We start from the raw sequence: 18,900 nt of genomic DNA on the forward strand, positions 1-18,900 counted from the left end.
ATACCGTCGGACTCGCCAACACGGACTGTCCTGCTGTGTCAGCGCGCGCCATTATTATGGGGGCTGTCCGCTTCAGCGAAAACAACGTTTGGAGATATGGTGAGCGCGATACTCAAAGGCAGACCAGGAAAAAATCTCATACTTGTCACAGGCCGGACCCATCCCAGACTCGCGGCGGACGTGGCCGATCAACTCGGCATCGACGTCCTCGAGACGACAGCCTACGACTTTGCCAACGGTGAGATGTATGTGCGTTACACGGAGTCGGTGCGCGGTGCGGATGTCTTCGTCCTGCAGACCCACTCCGACCCGGTCAACAAGTCCATCATGGAACAGCTGATCATGATCGACGCCCTCAAGAGGGCCTCGGCGCGTTCCATCACCGCAGTCTGCCCGCTCCTGGGCTACTCCCGTCAGGACAAGAAGCACCTGGGCCGCGAGCCCATCTCCTGCCGGCTCATGTTCGACCTGCTCAAGGCGGCCGGCGCGGACCGGATCATGTCGGTCGACCTGCACGCCGCCCAGTCCCAGGGCTTCTTCGACGGGCCTGTGGACCACCTGATCGCCATGCCGGTGCTGGTGGACTATGTGCGCGACCGTATGGACCTGTCCAAGGTGGCCGTGGTCTCGCCAGATGCCGGCCGCATCCGGGTGGCCGAGCAGTGGGCCCAGCGCCTGGGAGGCGTGCCCCTGGCCTTCATCCACAAGACCCGTGACATCACCCAGCCCAACAAGGCTGTGGCCCACCGGGTGGTGGGCGACGTGCGCGGCCTGGACTGCGTGCTGGTGGACGACCTGATCGACACCGGCGGCACCATTGCCGAGGCCTGCAATGTGCTGGATGAGGCCGGCGCCAACTCCATCACCATCGTGGCCACCCATGGCGTCATGTCCGGGCCTGCCGTGGAACGGCTCAAGTCCTGCAAAGCCAAGGAGGTCATCCTGACCGACACGGTCCCCATCCCCCAGGAGAAGCGTTGGGATGGCCTGACCGTGCTGTCCATCGCACCCCTGCTGGCCTCGGCCATCAAGGCGGTCTTCGAGGACGGCTCGGTGGCCCGGCTCTTCGACACCTATCCGGCCCATCACGGCCAGGGCTTCCTCTTCGCTTGACGCCCTGCCTGCGCGGCATGGCGTGGCGTAATCGTCCGGCTGTGGCATAATGAACCTGGCGGTGCCTGAAGGGTTCCGCCTTTCCCCCATGGTGTAAAGGCAGCACACGGGTCTTTGGAACCCTTAGTCTTGGTTCGAATCCAGGTGGGGGAGCTTACGCTCGCCGATTCCGGTCGGAGACGGCCTCCTTGGGGTCGGTGACCAACCGAAAGGAACTGTCTTGGCAGTCAAGAAGATCGAAACCTGGCTCACCGACATGGACGGCGTGCTGGTGCACGAGAACACGGCCCTGCCCGGAGCTGCCGAATTCATCGACACCCTCAAGCGCAACAACCGCCAGTATCTGGTACTGACCAACAATCCCATCTACACCCCTCGTGACCTTTCGGCCCGCCTTGGCCGTTCGGGCATCGACGTGCCCGAGGATCGGATCTGGACCTCTGCGCTGGCCACTGCCGACTTTGTCTCCCGGACCATGCCCCGGGGATCGGCCTATGTGATCGGCGAGGCCGGACTGACCACGGCCCTGCACGAGGCCGGCTTCATTCTTTCCGACATCAAACCGGACTACGTGATCCTGGGGGAGACCCGGACATACTCCTTTGAGTCCATCACCACAGCCATCCGCTTGATTCTGGGTGGCGCCCGCTTCATCTGCACCAACCCTGACGCCACCGGTCCCAGCGAGAACGGCGTCCTGCCGGCAGCCGGCGCGGTGGCGGCCCTGGTGACCAAGGCCACCAACCGCGAGCCCTACTTTGTGGGCAAGCCCAATCCCATAATGTTCCGTACGGCCCTGAACAGGGTAGGCGGCCACTCCGAGACAACGGCCATGATCGGCGATCGGATGGACACCGACGTGGTGGCCGGAGTCGAGGCCGGCCTGAACACCTTCCTGGTGCTGACCGGCATCACCACACGACCCGAGGTGGAAACCTTCCCCTACCGTCCTGACCAGGTGGTGGACTCCATTCAGGACCTGATCGGCATCGCCGAGAGCGGGGTGGTGGAGTTTTGAGCGGCGGGCAGACGCTGACCGCTGGCATCATTCTGGCCGCAGGCGAAGGCACCCGCATGCACTCGGCCCATCCCAAGGTTCTGCATACCCTGGCAGGCAAGACCTTCCTGCAGAGGGTCATGACTTCGGTGACCGCCCTCAATCCCGAACTGACGGCCGTGGTGGTTCATCATCAGGCCGATCTGGTGGCACAGGCTGCACGCTCCTATGATTCCCAGGTGCGCATCGTGCGTCAGGACAGCCGACCGGGAACGGGGCGTGCGGTCCAGTGCGCCGTAGACCAGCTGGACGGGGAGCTCCGGCACGACGGTCAGGTGTTGATTGTCGCCTCGGACATGCCCCTGCTGGATGCGGACACACTGCACAGTCTGCTCGACTACCATGTCAGCTCCGGCGACGGGGCCACCGTGCTGACCGTCAATCTGGACGACCCCACCGGATACGGCCGCATCATCCGTGACCAGGATGGACGGGTACTGCGCATCGTCGAACAGCGGGACGCCACCGGTACCGAGCTGGCCGTCAAGGAGGTCAACACCTCCGTCTACGTCTTCGAGACTGATCTGCTGCGACAGGCGGTCCGCGGTCTGGACGACAGCAACGCCCAGGGGGAGTTCTATCTGACCGATGCCCTGGAGACGGCCCGCCGTCTGGGTAGGGTGGGGGCCTTCGCCGCGCCTGATCCGCTCAAGGTCGAAGGCGTCAACGACAGGATTCAGTTGGCTGATCTGGCCAAGGCCCACAACCTGAGGGTCTGCCAGGAGTTCATGCGCCAGGGCGTGACCATCCTGGACCCGGCTACCACCTGGATCGAGGACGACGTGGTCATCCAGCAGGATGCAGTCATTCTGCCCGGATGCTTCCTGCAGGGTCATACCGAGATCGCCTCGGACGCGGTCATCGGCCCCTATACCACCCTGATTGACGCCATCGTCGAGCCGCAGGCCAAGGTGGAGCGTTCCCGCGTGCAGGAGACCCGAATCGGAGCCAGGGCCAACATAGGTCCCTGGACCTACCTGAGGGCTGGCAACATCCTTGCCGAGGACACCAAGGCCGGGGCCTTCGTGGAGATGAAGAAGGCCACCATCGACCACGGGACCAAGGTGCCCCATCTTTCCTATGTGGGGGATGCCCATATAGGTCACGACAGCAACGTGGGAGGCGGGTCCATCACGGCCAACTATGACGGCGTGCACAAGAACCGCACCGAGATTGGCTCGGAAGTGCATGTGGGCGCAGGGAATCTCTTCGTGGCACCCGTCCAGGTGGGCGACGGGGTCACGACCGGAGCAGGATCGGTCATCCGCCATCCGGTCGAGGACGGGGCCATGGTCTATTCCACCAACGACCAGCATGAGGTTCCGGATTGGAAGCCCGCCTGGGAGCGGTAACCTTGACAGCATCTGCTTCACAACAAGGAAAGGCGTGACAAGTGCCAGCATTGCAGGAATCCATCGACGCGGTCCGGGTGGCCGCTCGGGCCGCCAACGATGTCAAGGCCATGGACGTAGTGGCCTTCGACGTCTCCCAGCCAATTGCCATCACCGACATCTTCATGGTGGCCACGGGCAGCAACGAACGCCAGGTCCTGGCCATAGCCGAGGAGGTGGAGAAGCAGCTCCATCTGCAGAAAAATCTGGATCCGCGCTCGCGGGAGGGCGTCCAGGAGGCCCAGTGGGTTCTGCTGGACTACGGTGACTTCGTCATCCACATCATGCACAAGCAGGCCCGGGCCTACTACGACCTGGAACGGCTTTGGAAGGACTGCCCCCAGATCGACCTGCAGCTGGAGCACCCCTTCACCCTTAAGGATGATGACCCGGACGGCCAGCTGGCCTCCAAGGCGGATGATCTGAATGGGGATGATCTGCGCAGCCGTTTCGTTGACCCACAGGAAAACCATGACTGACTCGGATACAGCCGTGCAGGATGGACGGCATGTGCGCTCCATGACCGTGGTCCGCCATGGGCAGACCTCATACAACGCAGGGCACCGGATGCAGGGTCAGATCGACATCCCCCTGAACAGCGTTGGCCGCTGGCAGGTGGAGAGGACAGCCGAAGAGCTCCGCGCTGAGTATGTGGACGGCGCACCCCAAGACCGTCACCTGCTGGTGGTCTCCTCCGACCTGGGCCGGGCCGCAGCCACCGCTCATGCCTTCGCCGACCCCTTGGGCCAGACGGTCCATCTTGATCCCGGGCTGCGTGAACGTGGCTTCGGCGAGTGGGAGGGAGCCAGCGCCGAGGAGGTTCGTCAACGTTGGCCCGAGGATTACGAATCCTGGTCCCGGGGCGCCGGTGGAGAGCTGCTCCACGGTGCCGAGACCAAGGCCCAGGTGGGCAAACGAGGCCTGGAAGCCCTGAACCGGTGGATCCACCGGGCTGGCCCGGACACGGATCTCATGGTCTTCACCCATGGGTCCTTCATTGCTGAGGCTCTCCAGGCCCTGCTGGGCATGGCCAACGCATATCCTGAATATCTGGGCCTGGTCACCATGCGCAACGCCCACTGGGCGCGATTGATGCCACGGGATCTGCCGGACGGCGGTCTGCGCTGGTCCATGATTGATTACAATCGCGGTCCGGCCATCGCCATGCGGGGGGACTGGGACAATCCCCGGGGGCTGGTCCAGACCGACTGAGGTCCTTGGGCGGTCGGACGACCATCACAGTATCGCCATGACCACCAGCTACCATAAGAGCGCAGCAACCAGCCATTGGATCAAAAAGGGGTCGGAGTGAAGCAGTTCTTTCATGACATTTCCTGGGCGCAGATCATCGCCGGCGCTCTTGCAGCCATGACCTCCTTCTGGTTGGCCGCCAAGATCGGCGTGGCGGGATCCATCATCGGCGTGGCCATCGGTTCCATCGTCTCTGCCGTGGCCTCGCAGATCTACAAGAATGTTCTTGAAGCCTCTGGCCAGAAGCTGCAGGAGTCCGTGGTCGGCGGTTCTGACCAGGACGAAGACGACTCCAGAGCTGACTCGGATGCCGATTCGGGCGCCGATGGGCAGACCACCACCTTGCCTGCCCAGGGTAAGGGTCATTCGGACAAATCCAGCGATGCTGCCGACGGATCCACCCAGGTCATGCCCCCTGTCGGTGAAGAAAAGTCGGCGGCCAAGACCGGCAGGACCATTTCGTCCAGCAATGGTCCACGGACCCATGCGGCCTCCATGACGGCAAACAGTAGGAAGAAGCTGGATCAGCGCCGCCGCAACGTCATCATCGTCTCCGTGGTCAGCGCCCTGGTGGCTGTAGTGCTGTCCGCCCTGGCCATCAATGCCCTGACCAAGGGCGAAGGCACCGACAAGGTGGTTCGCAACGTGGTCAGCCCGCCGGCCAGCCAGGTGGTAACCCCCAGCGAGGAGGAGACCCCCTCCAAGCCAGCGCGGCGCACAGAGGAGCCTGAATATCAGACGACCCCGAGTGCCCCTCAGAACCAGCCCTCTGGCTCGAATCAGAACCAAGGCAGCGAACAGGGATCCGGGCAGAGTCAACCGCAGGGAGGGAACCCCACGAGCTCGCCTTCGCCGTCTGCCGACGCGACCAGCTCCACGCCAAGTCCCTCAAGCACGGCTCCTACGCCACAGTCGTCACCGACGAGCACGACCAGTCCATCTCCTCGTAACTGACCTGTCAGTCGGCGCGGCACACCCATCCCACCATGTAATGTGACTAGGGTCACTTTCGGGCGGTCCAAGAGGCCCGTCCCTAAGGATCTGGTCCCGAAGGCGGGATCAGCAATGAGAAAGGTGTGTATATGCGTAAGGTTCTGTGCTCTCCAGGCTCCTATGTTCAGCAGGAGGGCGCCATGGGAAAGCTGGCCGGAGAATACGCGGCTCTGGGCACCAAGGGCGCCCATCTGATCGTCGATCCGGTCATCGACGGGCTCTACCACGACGATATCGTCGCCTCCTTTGAGCACGATGGGATCCCCTACGAACTGATGAAATTCGGTGGCGAGTGCTCCATGGAGGAGATCGACCGTCATCGTGACCATTTGGGCGGCAGCGACGCGGTGATCGGCATCGGCGGCGGCAAGACCCTTGATACCGCCAAGGCTGTGGCCCACTTCGCCCACCTGCCGGTCATGATTGTGCCCACGGCGGCCTCCTCGGATGCGCCTTGCTCAAGGCTGTCCGTGCTCTACACGCCTGAGGGTGTCTTCGACCGTTACCTGCCACTGCCTGCCAACCCCAACGTGGTCCTTATGGATACCGATGTCATCGCCAAGGCTCCGGTGCGCTTCCTGGTATCAGGGCTGGGCGATGCCTTCGCCACATACTATGAGGCGGCCGCCTGCGTGCAGTCGAACGCCGTGACCATGACCGGAGGACACGCCACCATGGCCGCCTTCGCCCTGGCCCGTCTCTGCCGCGACACCCTGCTGGAGGATGGGGTCAAGGCCGTGGCCGCTGCCAAGGCCGGTGTGCGCACAGCCGCCCTGGAGAAGATCATCGAGGCCAACACACTGCTGAGCGGTCTGGGCTTCGAAAGCTCCGGCCTGGCTGCAGCCCACGCCATTCATGACGGAATGACCGCCCTGGAGGGCACCCACTCCATGCTGCATGGCGAGAAGGTGGCCTTCGGCACCCTGGCCCAGCTGGTCCTTGAGGATCGGCCCCTGGAGGAGACCCGTAGGGTCTACGACTTCTTCCGCAGCGTGGGTCTGCCCACCTCCCTGGAGCAGATCGGCATCGGACAGGCAAGCGAGGAGGACTTGCTCAAGGTCGGCGAGCACGCCTGCGGCCCTGACGAGACCATGGGCAATATGCCCTTCGAGGTGACCCCCACCGACGTGGCTCACGCTCTGCGTGCGGCCGATCAGCTCGGCAAGCAGCTCTGAGTTCTCTTGCTCTGATCCATCTGTAAAGGCCAGGCGGCCACCGGCATGAAGTCGGCGGCCGCCTGTATTTTGACTGGTTTTGCGCTGGTCACCTTTGCAGGGAGGCGGCAGCCTTTCGTATGGCTTCCTCGTCAGGGCAGGTAGCTGGACCGGGCTGTGTAGTGGAAAGGGCCCCTGCGCAGTTGGCCAGTGTCAGCGCCTCCTCGATGGGCAGGCCTTGGAGGATGCCCGCGCAGAGGACACCCGAGTGGGTATCGCCGGCACCGTTGGTGTCTATGGCATGGACCTGTGGTGTGGGAATGTACTCAATCTGTATCGAATCCTTGGGCTGGCAGTACCAGGCACCACGGGCGCCGGCCCGCAGAACCACCGGACTGCCCAGTTTCTGCGAAAGCGAACGGCAGGTGGATTCCAGCTCGGTTTCACCGCGAACATCTGGTCGGCATCCCAGACGTTCCGCTAGGATTGGTCCCTCGCGTTCATTCAGCGACCAGATCGGATGCAGTCCGTTGACCGTTTTCAGCACATCCAGTGCAATATCGGCCACCATGGGTCCCAGGTCGAAGAGCACAGGGAACTCTTCGCCCTGGTGTAAGTGTGCGAACCCGACCAGGCTCCGGGTGTTGTCCTTGTGGCAGAAGGAATACCCGCTCAGGTAGATGACATCACCGGGAACCAGGTCCATGCTTTCATATGTTCCCTCCGGTACACGGGTCTCCGCGCCCCTTGCCGATACGAAGGTGCGTTCTCCCGAGGGCTCGATCATGGCTACCGAGTATCCGGTATCACAGTCATCCAGCACAGGCCCTTGGGCGGGAACCTGCAGGGCGGCAAGGGCTCCACGGGCCATGTCTGCCATCGGACCTGTGCCGATCGCCCCCATGTAGGCTATCGGCGCCCCCATCTGCCTGGCTGCGCGAATCACGTTGTATCCACCGCCGACTTTGATGGCGCTTCGTCTGGCGAAAATATCCCCTCCGCGCTCCGGGAGGTGGTCGATGTCCATGCTCAGGTCAACCACCACCTGACCGAGATGGAGGATCCTCGGCTCAGTCATGGCTTTTGCCCCTCATCGCCAGGGAATCCTTGGAGAGGAAGTGCAAAATGGCGTAGAGAATCCCTCCCAGGAGGAGGGATACCAGCCATGCCAGGCCGTTCCTGCCCAGGAAACTGCCGGCCAGGGGTCCCGAGAACCAGACCTCGTCCTTGGAGACCTGGGCCGTCACGAACAGGAAGCCGACGACTATTCCGACCAGCCAGCCGATGATGGCTGGGAGGTTGACGCCGTGCCAGTACCAGTAGGGGGAATCGGCTTGAAGGTTCAGAAGACCGTCCGAATCGTAGCGCTTGCGGAAGATCATATCTGACAGGAAGATGCCTGCCCAGGTGCTCAGCGGCACTGCCAAGAGGGAGATGAAGGTGACGAAGGGGCCGTAGAACCCGTCGGACCCCAGGGTGAAGTACAGCGCTCCGCAGGTTGTCACCACCACGTCGACCACGACCGCATAGACGCGGGGGATTCTGATGCCCAGGGTGATGGTGGTCAGGCCGGCAGAATATACGGAAAGGTTGTTGGACATGAGCAGCCCGGCGAATGCGGCAATCAGATAGGGGATTGAGACCCAGGCGGGCAGAGCGCTTCGAACCGCGGCGACCGGATCGGCGGCGGAGGCAATGGTGGAGTTGCCGGCTGTCAGGACCGATCCCAGACCGATGACGACCACCAGGGGGATGCCGGCGCCCGCCGCTGCGGTCAGGACCAGAGAGCCGGATTTCACCGAGGTCTTCTGGTAGCGGGCCATGTCTGCGCCTGAGTTGACCCAGCCGATGCCCGTCCCCGCGGCTATGGTGCCGACACCGATCAGGAAGGTACCGGCTGAGCCGGGGGCATTGCCGATGAAGGAGGACCAGTCGACGGTCGTGGCCAGATAGATGGCCACCAGCAGGGTGAGGGCTCCGAATATCCAGGTGGCCCACTTCTGCACGGTGAGAATGAAGGCATGGCCGGCGGCCGAGACCACCACGGTCAGGGCTACGAAGACGGCGATGCAGGCAAAGGTCAGCAAGGGGGAGCGCTTGGCATCGGCCGAGGTGCCGAAGATGATGGCGATCAGGGAGAGCAGTGCAAAGGCGCCGGTCATCGTGTTCACCGTCTCCCAGCCCAGTCTGGACAGCAGGGCCACCAGGGTGGGGCCTGCATTGCCCCTGACGCCGAAAATGGCCCTGGACAGGGTCAGCGTGGGGGCGCCGCCCCTTCTGCCGGCTATGGAGATGATGCCGACCAGGGCGAAGGATCCGAAGGCTCCGATGGTCGTGGCGAGCACGGCCTGCCAGAGGTTGAGGCCCTGGGCAATCAGGGTAGCTCCCAGAGGGATCCCCAGAATCGAGATGTTGGCGGCGAACCAGACCCAGAAGAGCTGGCCGGGCGACCCGTTCCTCTGGTCCTCGGGCACGGGCTCGATGCCCCTTTGCTCCACCCTGGAGAGGATGGTGCCCTCTTTTGGCGCAGTTGACATGGATTGTCTCCTTTGACTCAAGATATACCGAATGTAGTGATGGATTGTCCGTTCGGACCGTTGGCTTGGCATGTGTGGAACCCGTAATCCTCCGTAATCCCGGGGGGGGGGGCTGACTGGATTCTACATTTTTGTATTCCGGACTGATTCAGTCTTATCAGTTTTACGTTTTACTGCCTTAGGGCAATCAGGCCTCGGGCTGTATGCTGCAGGTCGAGATGGGATACCGAAGCCACCTGGGAGCAGAGTGCAGAGTCGAAGACCTCGGGGCCGGTGCACGCGCCGGTCATTGCTCCGGTCATGGCAGCGATCGTGTCCGTATCGCCGCCAAGATTGACTGCGGCCAACAAAGCTGATTGGGGATCGTCGGCAAACCTCCAGGCCAGGGCAAAGGCTGCTGCCACAGACTCATTGGCCTCGACCGAGGTGCCACAGTCTTCAATGAGGTGGTGCTCGAAGTCGGTCTCATCGCTGAATTCTTCGGACAACTGTATTGCCTGGCGGGCGCGTGCGGGAACCGATGCCTTAGGAGTCCAAGCCCCTGAGGTCTCCATGGCGGGTACCAAGCGCAGGGACTCCTTCAACGCCTGGCGAACGGTCATTCCTTCAAGTCCTAGACTGACTGTCGTGGCGATCAGCGCGGCACTTTGGAAGCCTGCGACTGTGTCGTGGGTGACCTGACAGGACTCGTAGATGCGATTGGCCAGTAGTCCGGCGTCCTCGGGCCTGTTGGCTATGCCAACCGGAGTGACTCGCATGGCGGCCCCATTGGTGGTGCCGGTCCTTCCCGTGGTCATGATGTCTGCGCCGCGGCGAACCTGTTCCAGGGCCAGCTTGGTGGAGGGCCCCAGCAAGTCCAGCGATCCGCGCGACTTCATGTCGTCCTCCCAGGACAGAAGGCGCTTGGCGAATTCCTTCGGATCAATGTGTCCCTTGCCCTCGATGATCAGTTCCGCCACGATCAGTGCCTGCTCGGTGTCGTCGGTCACAGACCCCGCAGGCATACCGGGGGCTATGGGCTGTTCCGCGATGGCATCACGAAGGGTGTCAACCCTGCCGTAGGCCTCATGGATGGCTGCTGGACTCATGCTCTGCGTGGGCATGCCCAGCGCATCCCCCAAGGACAGCCCGGTAAGCGCGCCAAGTGCACCCTTTTCAGTTCTGGTCATTGCTGCGTAAGCCTCCGGAGTCGCTGAGACAAGTCCATCGATCTGTCTGTGGATATGTTGCGAAATTTTTGGTCAGAATCATTGTAGGCCCTTGGAAGAGTGCCGGCACAACCGGTCCAGCAGGTATGACTTGCAAAGGAGAACGGGAATCTGAACGAGCTCCACCTGTGTGAAGCGGGAGATAAGACAATGCAGGCAAGCCGGGGTCAAAGACTTGATGAAGGTATGGGTTCCATTAAGTATGGGCGGCCATTGGCTGAGTTTGTCGCTGTGTCTTAGTCCAGGCTCTCGCGATTGCAGAGGCGCTCGATATAAAAAGAATCCCGAGGTGACCTCGGGATTCTACCTGTGGAGCTAGGGGGATTCGAACCCCCGACCTTCTCCATGCCATGGAGACGCGCTACCAGCTGCGCCATAGCCCCGTGCTTGCCTTGCTTGGTGAAGCCTTGCTTATAGTACACCGGGATTGGCGAATGGAGCAACTCAGTGTGTTGCCCCGGAATTGCAGGGATTGTGAGCTAATTGATGGATTTTATCCTCGAATGGTCTTGAGTCATTCCTGAGCTTGCAAGTGCGCTAGCATGATGAACAAGGGGCGACCAAGGGGGTCGGCAGCAACGGAAAGGCGGCGGACCATGACCGGCAAAAACGATGGCGAAGTACGGGCTGAAAAGCGGAACGAGAACCATCCTGGGGACCAGCTCATCATCAACTGCCTGCCCTTGGACCAGAGCGAACGACAGGAATTCCTCCAGACGGCTCCAGGCGTTCATCAGGAGTTCATTGTCGACACGGACATGCGGCAGAGCATGCATTGGCTCATCGATGTCCCTCAATCCCTCCGATCGGAGGCCACGATCATTTTGGGTAATCCGCCGGCCGAGCAGGTGGTTGCCTGCCGTAACCTGGTCTGGCTGCAGACCAGCAGCGCGGGTGTGGATGCCTACCTGAAACCGGGGGTTCTGCCTCCGGATGCCATGTTGACCAGTGCCTCAGGCGCTTACGGGCAGTCGGTCTCCGAGCACATGTTCGCCATGATGTGGGCCCTGATGAAGGACCTTCCTGGTTACCGGGACAATCAACGCATGGGCCGTTGGGAACCTCGCGGGACTGTCCTTTCACCGCGCGGTTGCCAGGTTCTGGTTTTGGGCACGGGGAATATCGGAGCCTCCTTCGCTCGTCTGGCCAAGGCTGTAGGCGCTCGGACCATCGGTATCAGGCGGCATCCCGACCAGCCGGTGGAGGGGTTCGACCGTCTGGCTGGTTTTGACGATCTGGATGCCCTGCTGCCTGAGATGGATGTAGTGGCTCTGGCCCTGCCTTCAACGCCGCAGACCAGACATATCATCGACGGCCATCGTCTTGCATTGATGAAGTCCACCGCCGTGCTGATCAACGCGGGCAGGGGAGATGCCGTGGATTGCATGGCTCTGGCCCAAGCCCTGGATAAGGATGGCATTTTCGGTGCAGGGCTGGATGTGACCGAACCGGAACCTCTGCCTGAAGACCACCCACTCTGGAGGCAACCACGCTGCCTGCTCACTCCGCATGTAGCCGGGGGAGCTCATCTCCCCTCCAACATGGACAAGGTTCGGGAAATTTGCCTGGATAATCTTCGTCGGTTCATGGATGGCAGACCCCTTCGCAACCGGATGAGGTGACCGCCGTGCCGACAGAGCAAAGCCGTAGCGGCAACAGTCGTGGGCGGACGACTGTTCTGCGGTGGGCGGCCGTCCTGCTGGCGCTTGCCTTGATTGCGGCGGGCTCCTTGACCTTGGCCGGCAGGCTGATGGGTGTCGGACCTGCTCGCCATGATAATCAAAGTTCCTCTGCAAACGGCCGCAAGACCGCTTCCCATAGCCCTCCCGGGTATTCTCCTGAGCAGACTGCTGTCCACCCGCCTCTGATCTCGCCTGTGGACTACAACCACGACGGTGTGGACGACTATACGGCCATGGTGCGTGGAGCCCATCGGGAGGCACGCCTCCATCCACGTTATGACAGCGGCTACTATCAGGGCGGCTATCCACCCGATGACCGGGGTGCCTGTACCGATGAGATCTGGAGGGCCTTCCGACAGGCCGGCTACGATCTCAAAGCCATGGTCGACGCTGACATCGCCTCGTCTCCTGGGGCCTATGCCGGAGTCATCAGCAGGCCTGATCCGAACATCGACTTCAGACGCACCAACGTCCTCGGCGTATTCCTGTCCCGGCACGCCCAGCGTCTGACCAACGACATCGCGGCCACCGACCAGTGGCAGCAGGGCGACATCGTCATCTTCGATACCTCCTGGCACATCGGCATGGCCTCGGATAAAAGGGACAGCCGGGGTATTCCCCTGCTTCTGCACAACATGGGCCAGCGCGCCAGGGAGAACGACTACCTGGGGTCACCTGGCCATCGTCCCATCACCGGTCATTTCCGCTTCGACGCCTCCAAAATCCAACCCGCCGTCCTGCGCCCATGGAGGGGGTGACCCGGGACTACCCTGCGAAATTGAGCACGGCGGCGACTGGTTATCTGCTACTATCGGTTCGGCCAGACACGTCGGCCAGGTCCGAGCATGAGAGGCGGTGATGGCGATGATGAGAGTATTCAGCACCATGAACGGGCAGATCGAGCAGATCGGCAAGGCTTCCAAGGGCTCATGGATATGCTTATCGGCGCCCACCGATGTCGAGTTGGCCAACGTCTCGCAGACCACCGGCATAGACCTGGCTGACCTGCGTGCTCCCCTGGACGATGAAGAGCGCTCGCGTGTGGACGTTGAGGACGAATACACCATGGTCATCGTCGACATTCCCCGGGCCGAGGAGCGCGACGGCCGGGACTACTACGAGACCATCCCCCTGTCCATCATCGTCACCGAGGATCTGATCGTCACCGTCTGCATGCAGGACACCGTCCTGCTCCATCCCTTCATGGAGGGCACCATCCGGGGTTTCAACACCTTCATGAAGTCGCGCTTCATCCTGCAGATCCTCTACCGCAACGCCACCCTCTACCTGCGCTACCTGCGCATCATCGACCGCGAGTCTGACCGGTTGGAGCTCAAGCTGCGCCACTCCATGCAGAACCGGGAGATCCTCATGCTGCTGGAGCTCAACAAGACCTTGGTCTATTTCGCCACCAGCCTCAAGTCCAACGAGATCGTCCTGGAGAAGCTGACCGGGCTGGAGCGGATCAAGCGCTATCCGGACGATGAGGATCTTCTGGGCGACGTGATCACGGAGAACAAGCAGGCCATCGAGATGGCCAACATCTACTCAAGCGTGCTTTCGAACATGACCGATGCCTTCGCCTCCATCGTCTCCAACAACGTCAACAATGTGATGAGGATCTTCACCATCATCTCCATCAGCCTGTCGGTGCCCACGCTGATCTTCTCCATGTATGGCATGAACTTCAACCAGGGCATGTTCGGCATGCCGTTCACCGACAAGCCCTGGGGTTTTGCGGTCGTGGTGATTCTTTCGGGCCTGGTGACCGCCCTGGTAACCTGGTTCCTGACCCGTTCGAGAATGTTCAAGTAGGGGCCGGTCATGTTTGCACGCAGGATTGCGGCGGCTCTGCTGGCACTGGTTCTGGCGGTGCCCCTGAGCGGGTGCGGCCGCCAGGAGGATCGCTACCGGGCGGGTTCCATCGGGCCCAAGATCAGTGTGGGCATCTCCTTCGACCAACCCGGCCTTGGATTCGCCCAGTCCGGCCAGTACCGGGGTCTGGATGTGGATGTGGCCCAGTACGTGGTCCACGAGCTGGGATACGCCGAGTCGCAGATCGTTTTCCGCCAGGTGAAGCCCGTGGACCGCGAGCGCATGCTCGAACAGGGCCAGGTGGACATGGTTGTGGCTGGCTACTCCATCACCCAGGAACGGCAGAAGCTGGTGGATTTCGCCGGGCCCTATCTGGCTGCCGGGCAGGATCTGCTGGTTCGCCGCACCCAGAACGATATCGCCGGGGTGGAGGATCTGGCCCAAAAGCGGGTCTGCGTGGCAGCTGGGTCCACCTCCGGGGCCCTGCTGCGCTCGCTGGCCCCCCAGGCCCAGGTCCAGGAGCGGGATGAGTTTCCCGAGTGCATCACGGCCCTGCTCAGCGGGGATGCGGATGCTGCCAGCGGCGACGACTTCGCCCTGGCCGGCCTGGCTCATGTTCGCGGCGGCGGCCAGCTGCGCCTGGTCGGCAATCCCTTCTCCCATGAACGGTACGGTATCGGCGTGCCCCACGGGGATCCGGAGCTGGTGGATGTCGTCGACCAGGCCCTGAAGAGGATGATGCGGGACGGGTCCTTCAAGGCCGCCCTGGGTCGGGCTTCCCGGTCAATCGGCTTTTCCGTCGATGCCGCCGCCCGCACCCTGCAGCCCGGCGACCACTGAGTACGGCTCATGCCAGGACGACGGATGCTGGACATCGGCCCGGCCGTGTCCATGTGAATGGCGATAATTCACCATATGAACGCGAATGAAGACAGGGATCATCAGCAGACCCAGGAATCCGATCAGCCCCAATTCCGCTACGATGCCGCCATGGCTCAGACCATCGAGGAGCACTGGCAGCAGCGCTGGGAAAAGGAGGGCACCTTCTGGGCCGCCAACACCAAGGGTGATTTGACGGATGCCCATGGGGAGCACGCTGGGGGCCGCAGTCCCTACTTCGTCATCGACATGTTCCCCTATCCTTCGGGCAAGGGCCTGCATGTGGGCCACCCCCTGGGCTACATCGCCACCGACGTGGTCAGCCGCTACCACCGGATGAAGGGCGAGAACGTCCTGCACGCCATGGGCTACGATGCCTTCGGCCTGCCCGCCGAGCAGTATGCGGTCCAGACCGGCCAGCACCCCCGGGTCACCACCGAGCAGAACATCGCCAACATGCGCTGGCAGCTGCATCGGCTGGGGCTCAGCTTCGACGACCGCCGCTCCTTCGCCACCATCGATACCGACTACGTGCGCTGGACCCAGTGGATCTTCTCGCGCATCTACGAGTCCTGGTACGACCCTGACTATCGCCGTGCCGACGGGGGGACGGGTTCTGCCAGGCCCATCAGCGAGCTTGTCGAGGCCTTCAAGTCCGGAAGCAGGCCCATCCCCGGCCATGCCGACGCCTCCTGGGAGGACCTGGACGAGGCCGAGCGCTCCGAGGTGCTCAACGACTTCCGCCTGGCCTACATCTCGCGCTCGCCGGTCAACTGGTGCCCCGGACTGGGTACGGTCCTGGCCAATGAGGAGGTGACCGCCGAAGGACGCTCCGAGCGTGGCAACTACCCGGTCTACCAGCGTGAGCTCAAGCAGTGGTCCATGCGCATCACCGCCTACGGCCACCGGCTTCTGGAGGATCTGGACATCCTGGATTGGCCCGAAAAGGTCAAGCTCATGCAGCGCAACTGGATCGGAGAGTCGCACGGGGCCTCGGTGGACTTCACCGTGCCCGGCCCCGACGGGGACCAGACCATGGAGGTCTACACCACCCGTCCCGACACGCTTTTCGGTGCCACCTTCGCCGTGGTTTCCCCCGAGCATGACCTGCTCCAGCACCTGCCCCAGGAGTGGCCTGAGGATGTGCCTGATCAGTGGAAGGGCGGCTATGCCAATCCTGCGGAGGGTGTGCAGGCCTATCGCAGGGCCGCCGAGGCCAAGACCGCCAAGGATCGCGTGGATGAAGGCGGGGCCAAGACCGGCCTGTTTACCGGGCTGTACGCTCTCAACCCCATCACCGGGGCCAAGCTGCCCATCTTCACCGCCGACTATGTGCTGATGGACTACGGCACCGGAGCCATCATGGCTGTGCCTGGCGGTGATCAGCGCGATTACGACTTCGCCGTCAAGTATGGCCTGCCCGTCGTCTACACGGTTAGCCCTCTGCCTGAGTCCGGGCAGACATTGGACGACTACCGGGGCAAGGCGCCTTTTGTCTCTCACGACGGCATTGTGGTCAACTCTTCGGTCCAGGTCACCCAGGCCGCTGGCGATCCTCTCAGCCTGGACGGCCTGCGGGTTGACCAGGCCATCGAGAAGGTCACTGCCTGGCTGGAGTCGGCCGGGGTGGGCCATGGGACGGTCTCCTACCGGCTGCGCGACTGGCTCTTCTCCCGTCAGCGCTACTGGGGCGAGCCCTTCCCGGTGGTCTATGACGACCAGGGCCTGCCCCACCTGTTGCCCGACGACCAGCTTCCGGTGGCCCTGCCGGACGTGCCCGACTACTCGCCCAAGACCTTCGACCCCGAGGATGCCCAGTCCAGCCCGGAGGCCCCGCTGAGCCGCAACCAGGATTGGGTGAACGTGACCCTGGACCTGGGTGACGGGCCCAAGGTCTACCACAGGGACACCAACACCATGCCCAACTGGGCCGGCTCCTGCTGGTACTACATGCGCTACATCGACCCCAAGGACGACCGGCACATGGTCGATCCGGAGGAATACGACTACTGGCTGGGACCCAGGCACAACGCCACGGCCGGGGAGTCAGGCGGCGTCGATCTCTATGTGGGCGGCGTGGAGCACGCGGTGCTGCACCTGCTCTATGCCCGCTTCTGGCACAAGGTCCTCTATGATCTGGGTTACGTCTCGTCCAAGGAGCCCTTCCACAAGCTTTTCAACCAGGGGATGATACAGGCCTACGCCTACACGGACCAGCGCGGTCAGTACGTGCCTGCCGCCGAGGTGGAGGAGCATGAGGAGGGCGGCAAGGTCAGCTACACCTGGCAGGGGCAGTCGGTCAACCGCGAGTTCGGCAAGATGGGCAAGAGCCTCAAGAACATCATCACCCCGGACGATATGTACCGCACTTATGGGGCCGACACCTTCCGCCTCTACGAGATGAGCATGGGTCCCCTGGACGAGTCCAGGCCCTGGAACACGCGCAACGTGGTGGGCGGTATGCGCTTCCTGCAGCGGCTCTGGCGCAACGTGGTGGACGAGCAGACCGGCGAGGTGGTCCTGGACGAGGGAGAGCCCGACGAGAAGACCCTGAAGCTGCTCAACACCACCATCCATGACGTGACGGTGGAGATGGAGGCCATGCGGCCCAACACGGCCATCGCCAGGATGATCGTGCTCAACAACCATCTGACCGGACTGGATCCGACGCCCAGGGCAGCCATCGAGCCCTTGGTGCTCATGCTCTCGCCCATCGCCCCCCATATCTGCGAGGAGCTCTGGAGCCGTCTGGGCCACAAGGAGTCCCTGGCATATGCCCAGTGGCCGACCTGGGATGATCGCTATCTTGGCGAGGACACGGTCACCGCCGTGGTCCAGGTCAAGGGCAAGGTCCGCGGCAAGTTGCAGGTCAGCCCCGACATTGCGCCCGACCAGCTCAAGGCCATGGCTCTGGCACTGCCCGCCGTCCAGGAGCGGCTGGGGGGCAAGGAGCCACGGAAGGTCATTGTCAAGGCCCCTAAAATCGTTTCGGTCGTGCCAGCCTGACACTGCACTGACCGCAGCCAGGCCAGGCTGTGTACAGGCGGTGACCTTCGACCACATAGCCCTCCGACCTCATGTCGGGGGGCTCTTTCGTGTCAGGCTGGGCTCATGAACATCAACATCACCCAGCCGCCGGCGCCGCCCCTCCAGGCACTGGCCATGAATCAATCGCTGAATCAATCGATTCGGTCGGAGCAATCAGCCGAAGGCACGGCCAAGTCACAGGTCCGACGGAATCGGCCTGTCTGGTCGTTTACGCCGCTTCAGGCCTTGACGGCCATCCTTATTCTGGTTGCGGCTCTTGCCCTAAGTCTGACCCTGCTGGCCCAGCAGGGACGGGCCCTGGCCACAGGAGTGGCTGTCGATGAATCCGAGGCCAGGTCGTCGGCTTCTGCGGACAGTAATGTGAACAGCGCTGCACACCATGGCAAGCAAGCCTCGGGAAACGATCACAGTCGTGATACTCAGGGTGAAGCGGGCAGTGAGCAGGCCGATCCTGCGGTTTCTGGCTCAGCCCAATCTGCCGAAAAGGCCGGTAACGTCCCTGCTGCTCCGTCCTCCAGTGCCTCCTCAGGGACGGCTGATCAGGCGGGGCGCGTGAATCTCAACAGCGCCAGCCAGCAGGATCTGGAGAATGTCAAGGGGATCGGTCCGGTCAAGGCTGCGAAAATATTGGAACATCGGCGTGCCATCGGCGGCCGCTACACCTCGGTAGACCAGCTCCTGGATGTCCCCGGCATCGGTGCCAAGACCCTGGCCCGATTACGCCCATATTTGGTGGCGCAATGATGGCCGGTCGTTCAAGAGTCCACAATGG

General features: G+C 62.6%; 16 protein-coding genes and 2 tRNA genes. 14 read left to right on the forward strand and 4 right to left on the reverse strand.

Going from position 1 to position 18,900, the window contains the following annotated elements:
- Positions 1 to 96: 96 nt before the first annotated feature.
- The 8 genes from H3V04_RS01790 (at position 97) to H3V04_RS01825 (ending at position 6,980) form a co-directional block, all read left to right on the forward strand.
- The gene (locus tag H3V04_RS01790; protein WP_029678934.1) at positions 97 to 1,113 is read left to right on the forward strand and encodes a ribose-phosphate diphosphokinase; all 1,017 of its coding nucleotides are present in this window, start codon (positions 97 to 99) and stop codon (positions 1,111 to 1,113) included.
- Between the two features lie 82 nt (positions 1,114 to 1,195).
- Positions 1,196 to 1,266 (forward strand) — tRNA-Gln (locus H3V04_RS01795).
- A 67-nt stretch (positions 1,267 to 1,333) separates the two neighbouring features.
- On the forward strand, positions 1,334 to 2,131 hold the full coding sequence (locus tag H3V04_RS01800) for an HAD-IIA family hydrolase (RefSeq protein WP_101432244.1): 798 nt from the start codon (positions 1,334 to 1,336) through the stop codon (positions 2,129 to 2,131).
- A gap of 14 nt (positions 2,132 to 2,145) precedes the next feature.
- Complete coding sequence (glmU, locus tag H3V04_RS01805) at positions 2,146 to 3,522, forward strand: bifunctional UDP-N-acetylglucosamine diphosphorylase/glucosamine-1-phosphate N-acetyltransferase GlmU (protein WP_269748867.1); 1,377 nt, start codon at positions 2,146 to 2,148, stop codon at positions 3,520 to 3,522.
- A 41-nt stretch (positions 3,523 to 3,563) separates the two neighbouring features.
- Positions 3,564 to 4,040 carry a ribosome silencing factor gene (gene rsfS, locus H3V04_RS01810; protein ID WP_198179305.1) on the forward strand — a complete coding sequence of 159 codons (477 nt, stop codon included), beginning with the start codon at positions 3,564 to 3,566 and terminating at the stop codon, positions 4,038 to 4,040.
- Positions 4,033 to 4,773 (forward strand): histidine phosphatase family protein, encoded by a 741-nt coding sequence (locus H3V04_RS01815; RefSeq protein ID WP_198184393.1) that lies wholly within the window; start codon positions 4,033 to 4,035, stop codon positions 4,771 to 4,773. Before rsfS ends, H3V04_RS01815 begins: the two co-directional genes overlap by 8 nt.
- A gap of 96 nt (positions 4,774 to 4,869) precedes the next feature.
- Entirely contained in the window at positions 4,870 to 5,766 is an 897-nt protein-coding gene (locus H3V04_RS01820) for a hypothetical protein (RefSeq protein WP_198187012.1), read from the forward strand.
- A gap of 128 nt (positions 5,767 to 5,894) precedes the next feature.
- The gene (locus H3V04_RS01825) at positions 5,895 to 6,980 is read left to right on the forward strand and encodes a glycerol dehydrogenase (RefSeq protein WP_198187013.1); all 1,086 of its coding nucleotides are present in this window, start codon (positions 5,895 to 5,897) and stop codon (positions 6,978 to 6,980) included.
- An 88-nt stretch (positions 6,981 to 7,068) separates the two neighbouring features.
- Here the strand turns inward: H3V04_RS01825 and H3V04_RS01830 are convergent, their stop codons facing one another.
- The 4 genes from H3V04_RS01830 to H3V04_RS01845 all read right to left on the reverse strand — a co-directional run bounded on the left by H3V04_RS01830 (position 7,069) and on the right by H3V04_RS01845 (position 11,087).
- A complete protein-coding gene (locus H3V04_RS01830; protein WP_198187014.1) occupies positions 7,069 to 8,037 on the reverse strand; it encodes a PfkB family carbohydrate kinase in 969 nt (322 codons plus the stop codon).
- A complete protein-coding gene (locus H3V04_RS01835; RefSeq protein ID WP_198187015.1) occupies positions 8,030 to 9,496 on the reverse strand; it encodes a cytosine permease in 1,467 nt (488 codons plus the stop codon). The genes H3V04_RS01830 and H3V04_RS01835 overlap by 8 nt, the downstream gene beginning before the upstream one ends.
- A gap of 170 nt (positions 9,497 to 9,666) precedes the next feature.
- On the reverse strand, positions 9,667 to 10,665 hold the full coding sequence (locus tag H3V04_RS01840) for an ADP-ribosylglycohydrolase family protein (protein WP_198187016.1): 999 nt from the start codon (positions 10,663 to 10,665) through the stop codon (positions 9,667 to 9,669).
- A gap of 349 nt (positions 10,666 to 11,014) precedes the next feature.
- Positions 11,015 to 11,087 (reverse strand) — tRNA-Ala (locus tag H3V04_RS01845).
- Positions 11,088 to 11,300: 213 nt separating this feature from the next.
- Between H3V04_RS01845 and H3V04_RS01850 the strand changes: the two genes are divergently transcribed.
- From H3V04_RS01850 to H3V04_RS01875, 6 genes are all read left to right on the forward strand, one after another.
- The gene (locus H3V04_RS01850; protein WP_232342419.1) at positions 11,301 to 12,326 is read left to right on the forward strand and encodes a D-2-hydroxyacid dehydrogenase; all 1,026 of its coding nucleotides are present in this window, start codon (positions 11,301 to 11,303) and stop codon (positions 12,324 to 12,326) included.
- Positions 12,327 to 12,331: 5 nt separating this feature from the next.
- Positions 12,332 to 13,144: a DUF1287 domain-containing protein gene (locus H3V04_RS01855; RefSeq protein ID WP_198187017.1), complete on the forward strand. Its 813-nt coding sequence runs from the start codon at positions 12,332 to 12,334 to the stop codon at positions 13,142 to 13,144.
- A gap of 106 nt (positions 13,145 to 13,250) precedes the next feature.
- Positions 13,251 to 14,201, forward strand: coding sequence for a magnesium transporter CorA family protein (locus H3V04_RS01860; RefSeq protein WP_024627661.1), 951 nt, complete (start codon positions 13,251 to 13,253; stop codon positions 14,199 to 14,201).
- A gap of 9 nt (positions 14,202 to 14,210) precedes the next feature.
- Positions 14,211 to 15,041 (forward strand): glutamate ABC transporter substrate-binding protein, encoded by an 831-nt coding sequence (locus H3V04_RS01865; protein ID WP_198187018.1) that lies wholly within the window; start codon positions 14,211 to 14,213, stop codon positions 15,039 to 15,041.
- 75 nt (positions 15,042 to 15,116) lie between these two features.
- Complete coding sequence (gene leuS, locus H3V04_RS01870) at positions 15,117 to 18,086, forward strand: leucine--tRNA ligase (protein WP_198187019.1); 2,970 nt, start codon at positions 15,117 to 15,119, stop codon at positions 18,084 to 18,086.
- A 105-nt stretch (positions 18,087 to 18,191) separates the two neighbouring features.
- Positions 18,192 to 18,872 carry a helix-hairpin-helix domain-containing protein gene (locus H3V04_RS01875; RefSeq protein WP_198187020.1) on the forward strand — a complete coding sequence of 227 codons (681 nt, stop codon included), beginning with the start codon at positions 18,192 to 18,194 and terminating at the stop codon, positions 18,870 to 18,872.
- Positions 18,873 to 18,900 lie beyond the last annotated feature (28 nt).

Origin of the sequence: Bifidobacterium sp. M0353, assembly GCF_016100645.1 — a bacterium.
In the GTDB taxonomy this organism is placed as follows: domain Bacteria; phylum Actinomycetota; class Actinomycetes; order Actinomycetales; family Bifidobacteriaceae; genus Bombiscardovia; species Bombiscardovia choladohabitans.

Excerpts from the sequence above, each read along its gene's own strand:
- leuS (WP_198187019.1), top strand. The coding sequence starts at position 15,117 with ATGAACGCGAATGAAGACAGGGATCATCAGCAGACCCAGGAATCCGAT.
- H3V04_RS01865 (WP_198187018.1), top strand. The coding sequence starts at position 14,211 with ATGTTTGCACGCAGGATTGCGGCGGCTCTGCTGGCACTGGTTCTGGCG.
- H3V04_RS01860 (WP_024627661.1), top strand. The coding sequence starts at position 13,251 with ATGATGAGAGTATTCAGCACCATGAACGGGCAGATCGAGCAGATCGGC.
- H3V04_RS01850 (WP_232342419.1), top strand. The coding sequence starts at position 11,301 with ATGACCGGCAAAAACGATGGCGAAGTACGGGCTGAAAAGCGGAACGAG.
- H3V04_RS01825 (WP_198187013.1), top strand. The coding sequence starts at position 5,895 with ATGCGTAAGGTTCTGTGCTCTCCAGGCTCCTATGTTCAGCAGGAGGGC.
- H3V04_RS01815 (WP_198184393.1), top strand. The coding sequence starts at position 4,033 with ATGACTGACTCGGATACAGCCGTGCAGGATGGACGGCATGTGCGCTCC.
- H3V04_RS01790 (WP_029678934.1), top strand. The coding sequence starts at position 97 with ATGGTGAGCGCGATACTCAAAGGCAGACCAGGAAAAAATCTCATACTT.
- H3V04_RS01875 (WP_198187020.1), top strand. The coding sequence starts at position 18,192 with ATGAACATCAACATCACCCAGCCGCCGGCGCCGCCCCTCCAGGCACTG.
- H3V04_RS01840 (WP_198187016.1), bottom strand. The coding sequence starts at position 10,665 with ATGACCAGAACTGAAAAGGGTGCACTTGGCGCGCTTACCGGGCTGTCC.
- H3V04_RS01830 (WP_198187014.1), bottom strand. The coding sequence starts at position 8,037 with ATGACTGAGCCGAGGATCCTCCATCTCGGTCAGGTGGTGGTTGACCTG.
- H3V04_RS01835 (WP_198187015.1), bottom strand. The coding sequence starts at position 9,496 with ATGTCAACTGCGCCAAAAGAGGGCACCATCCTCTCCAGGGTGGAGCAA.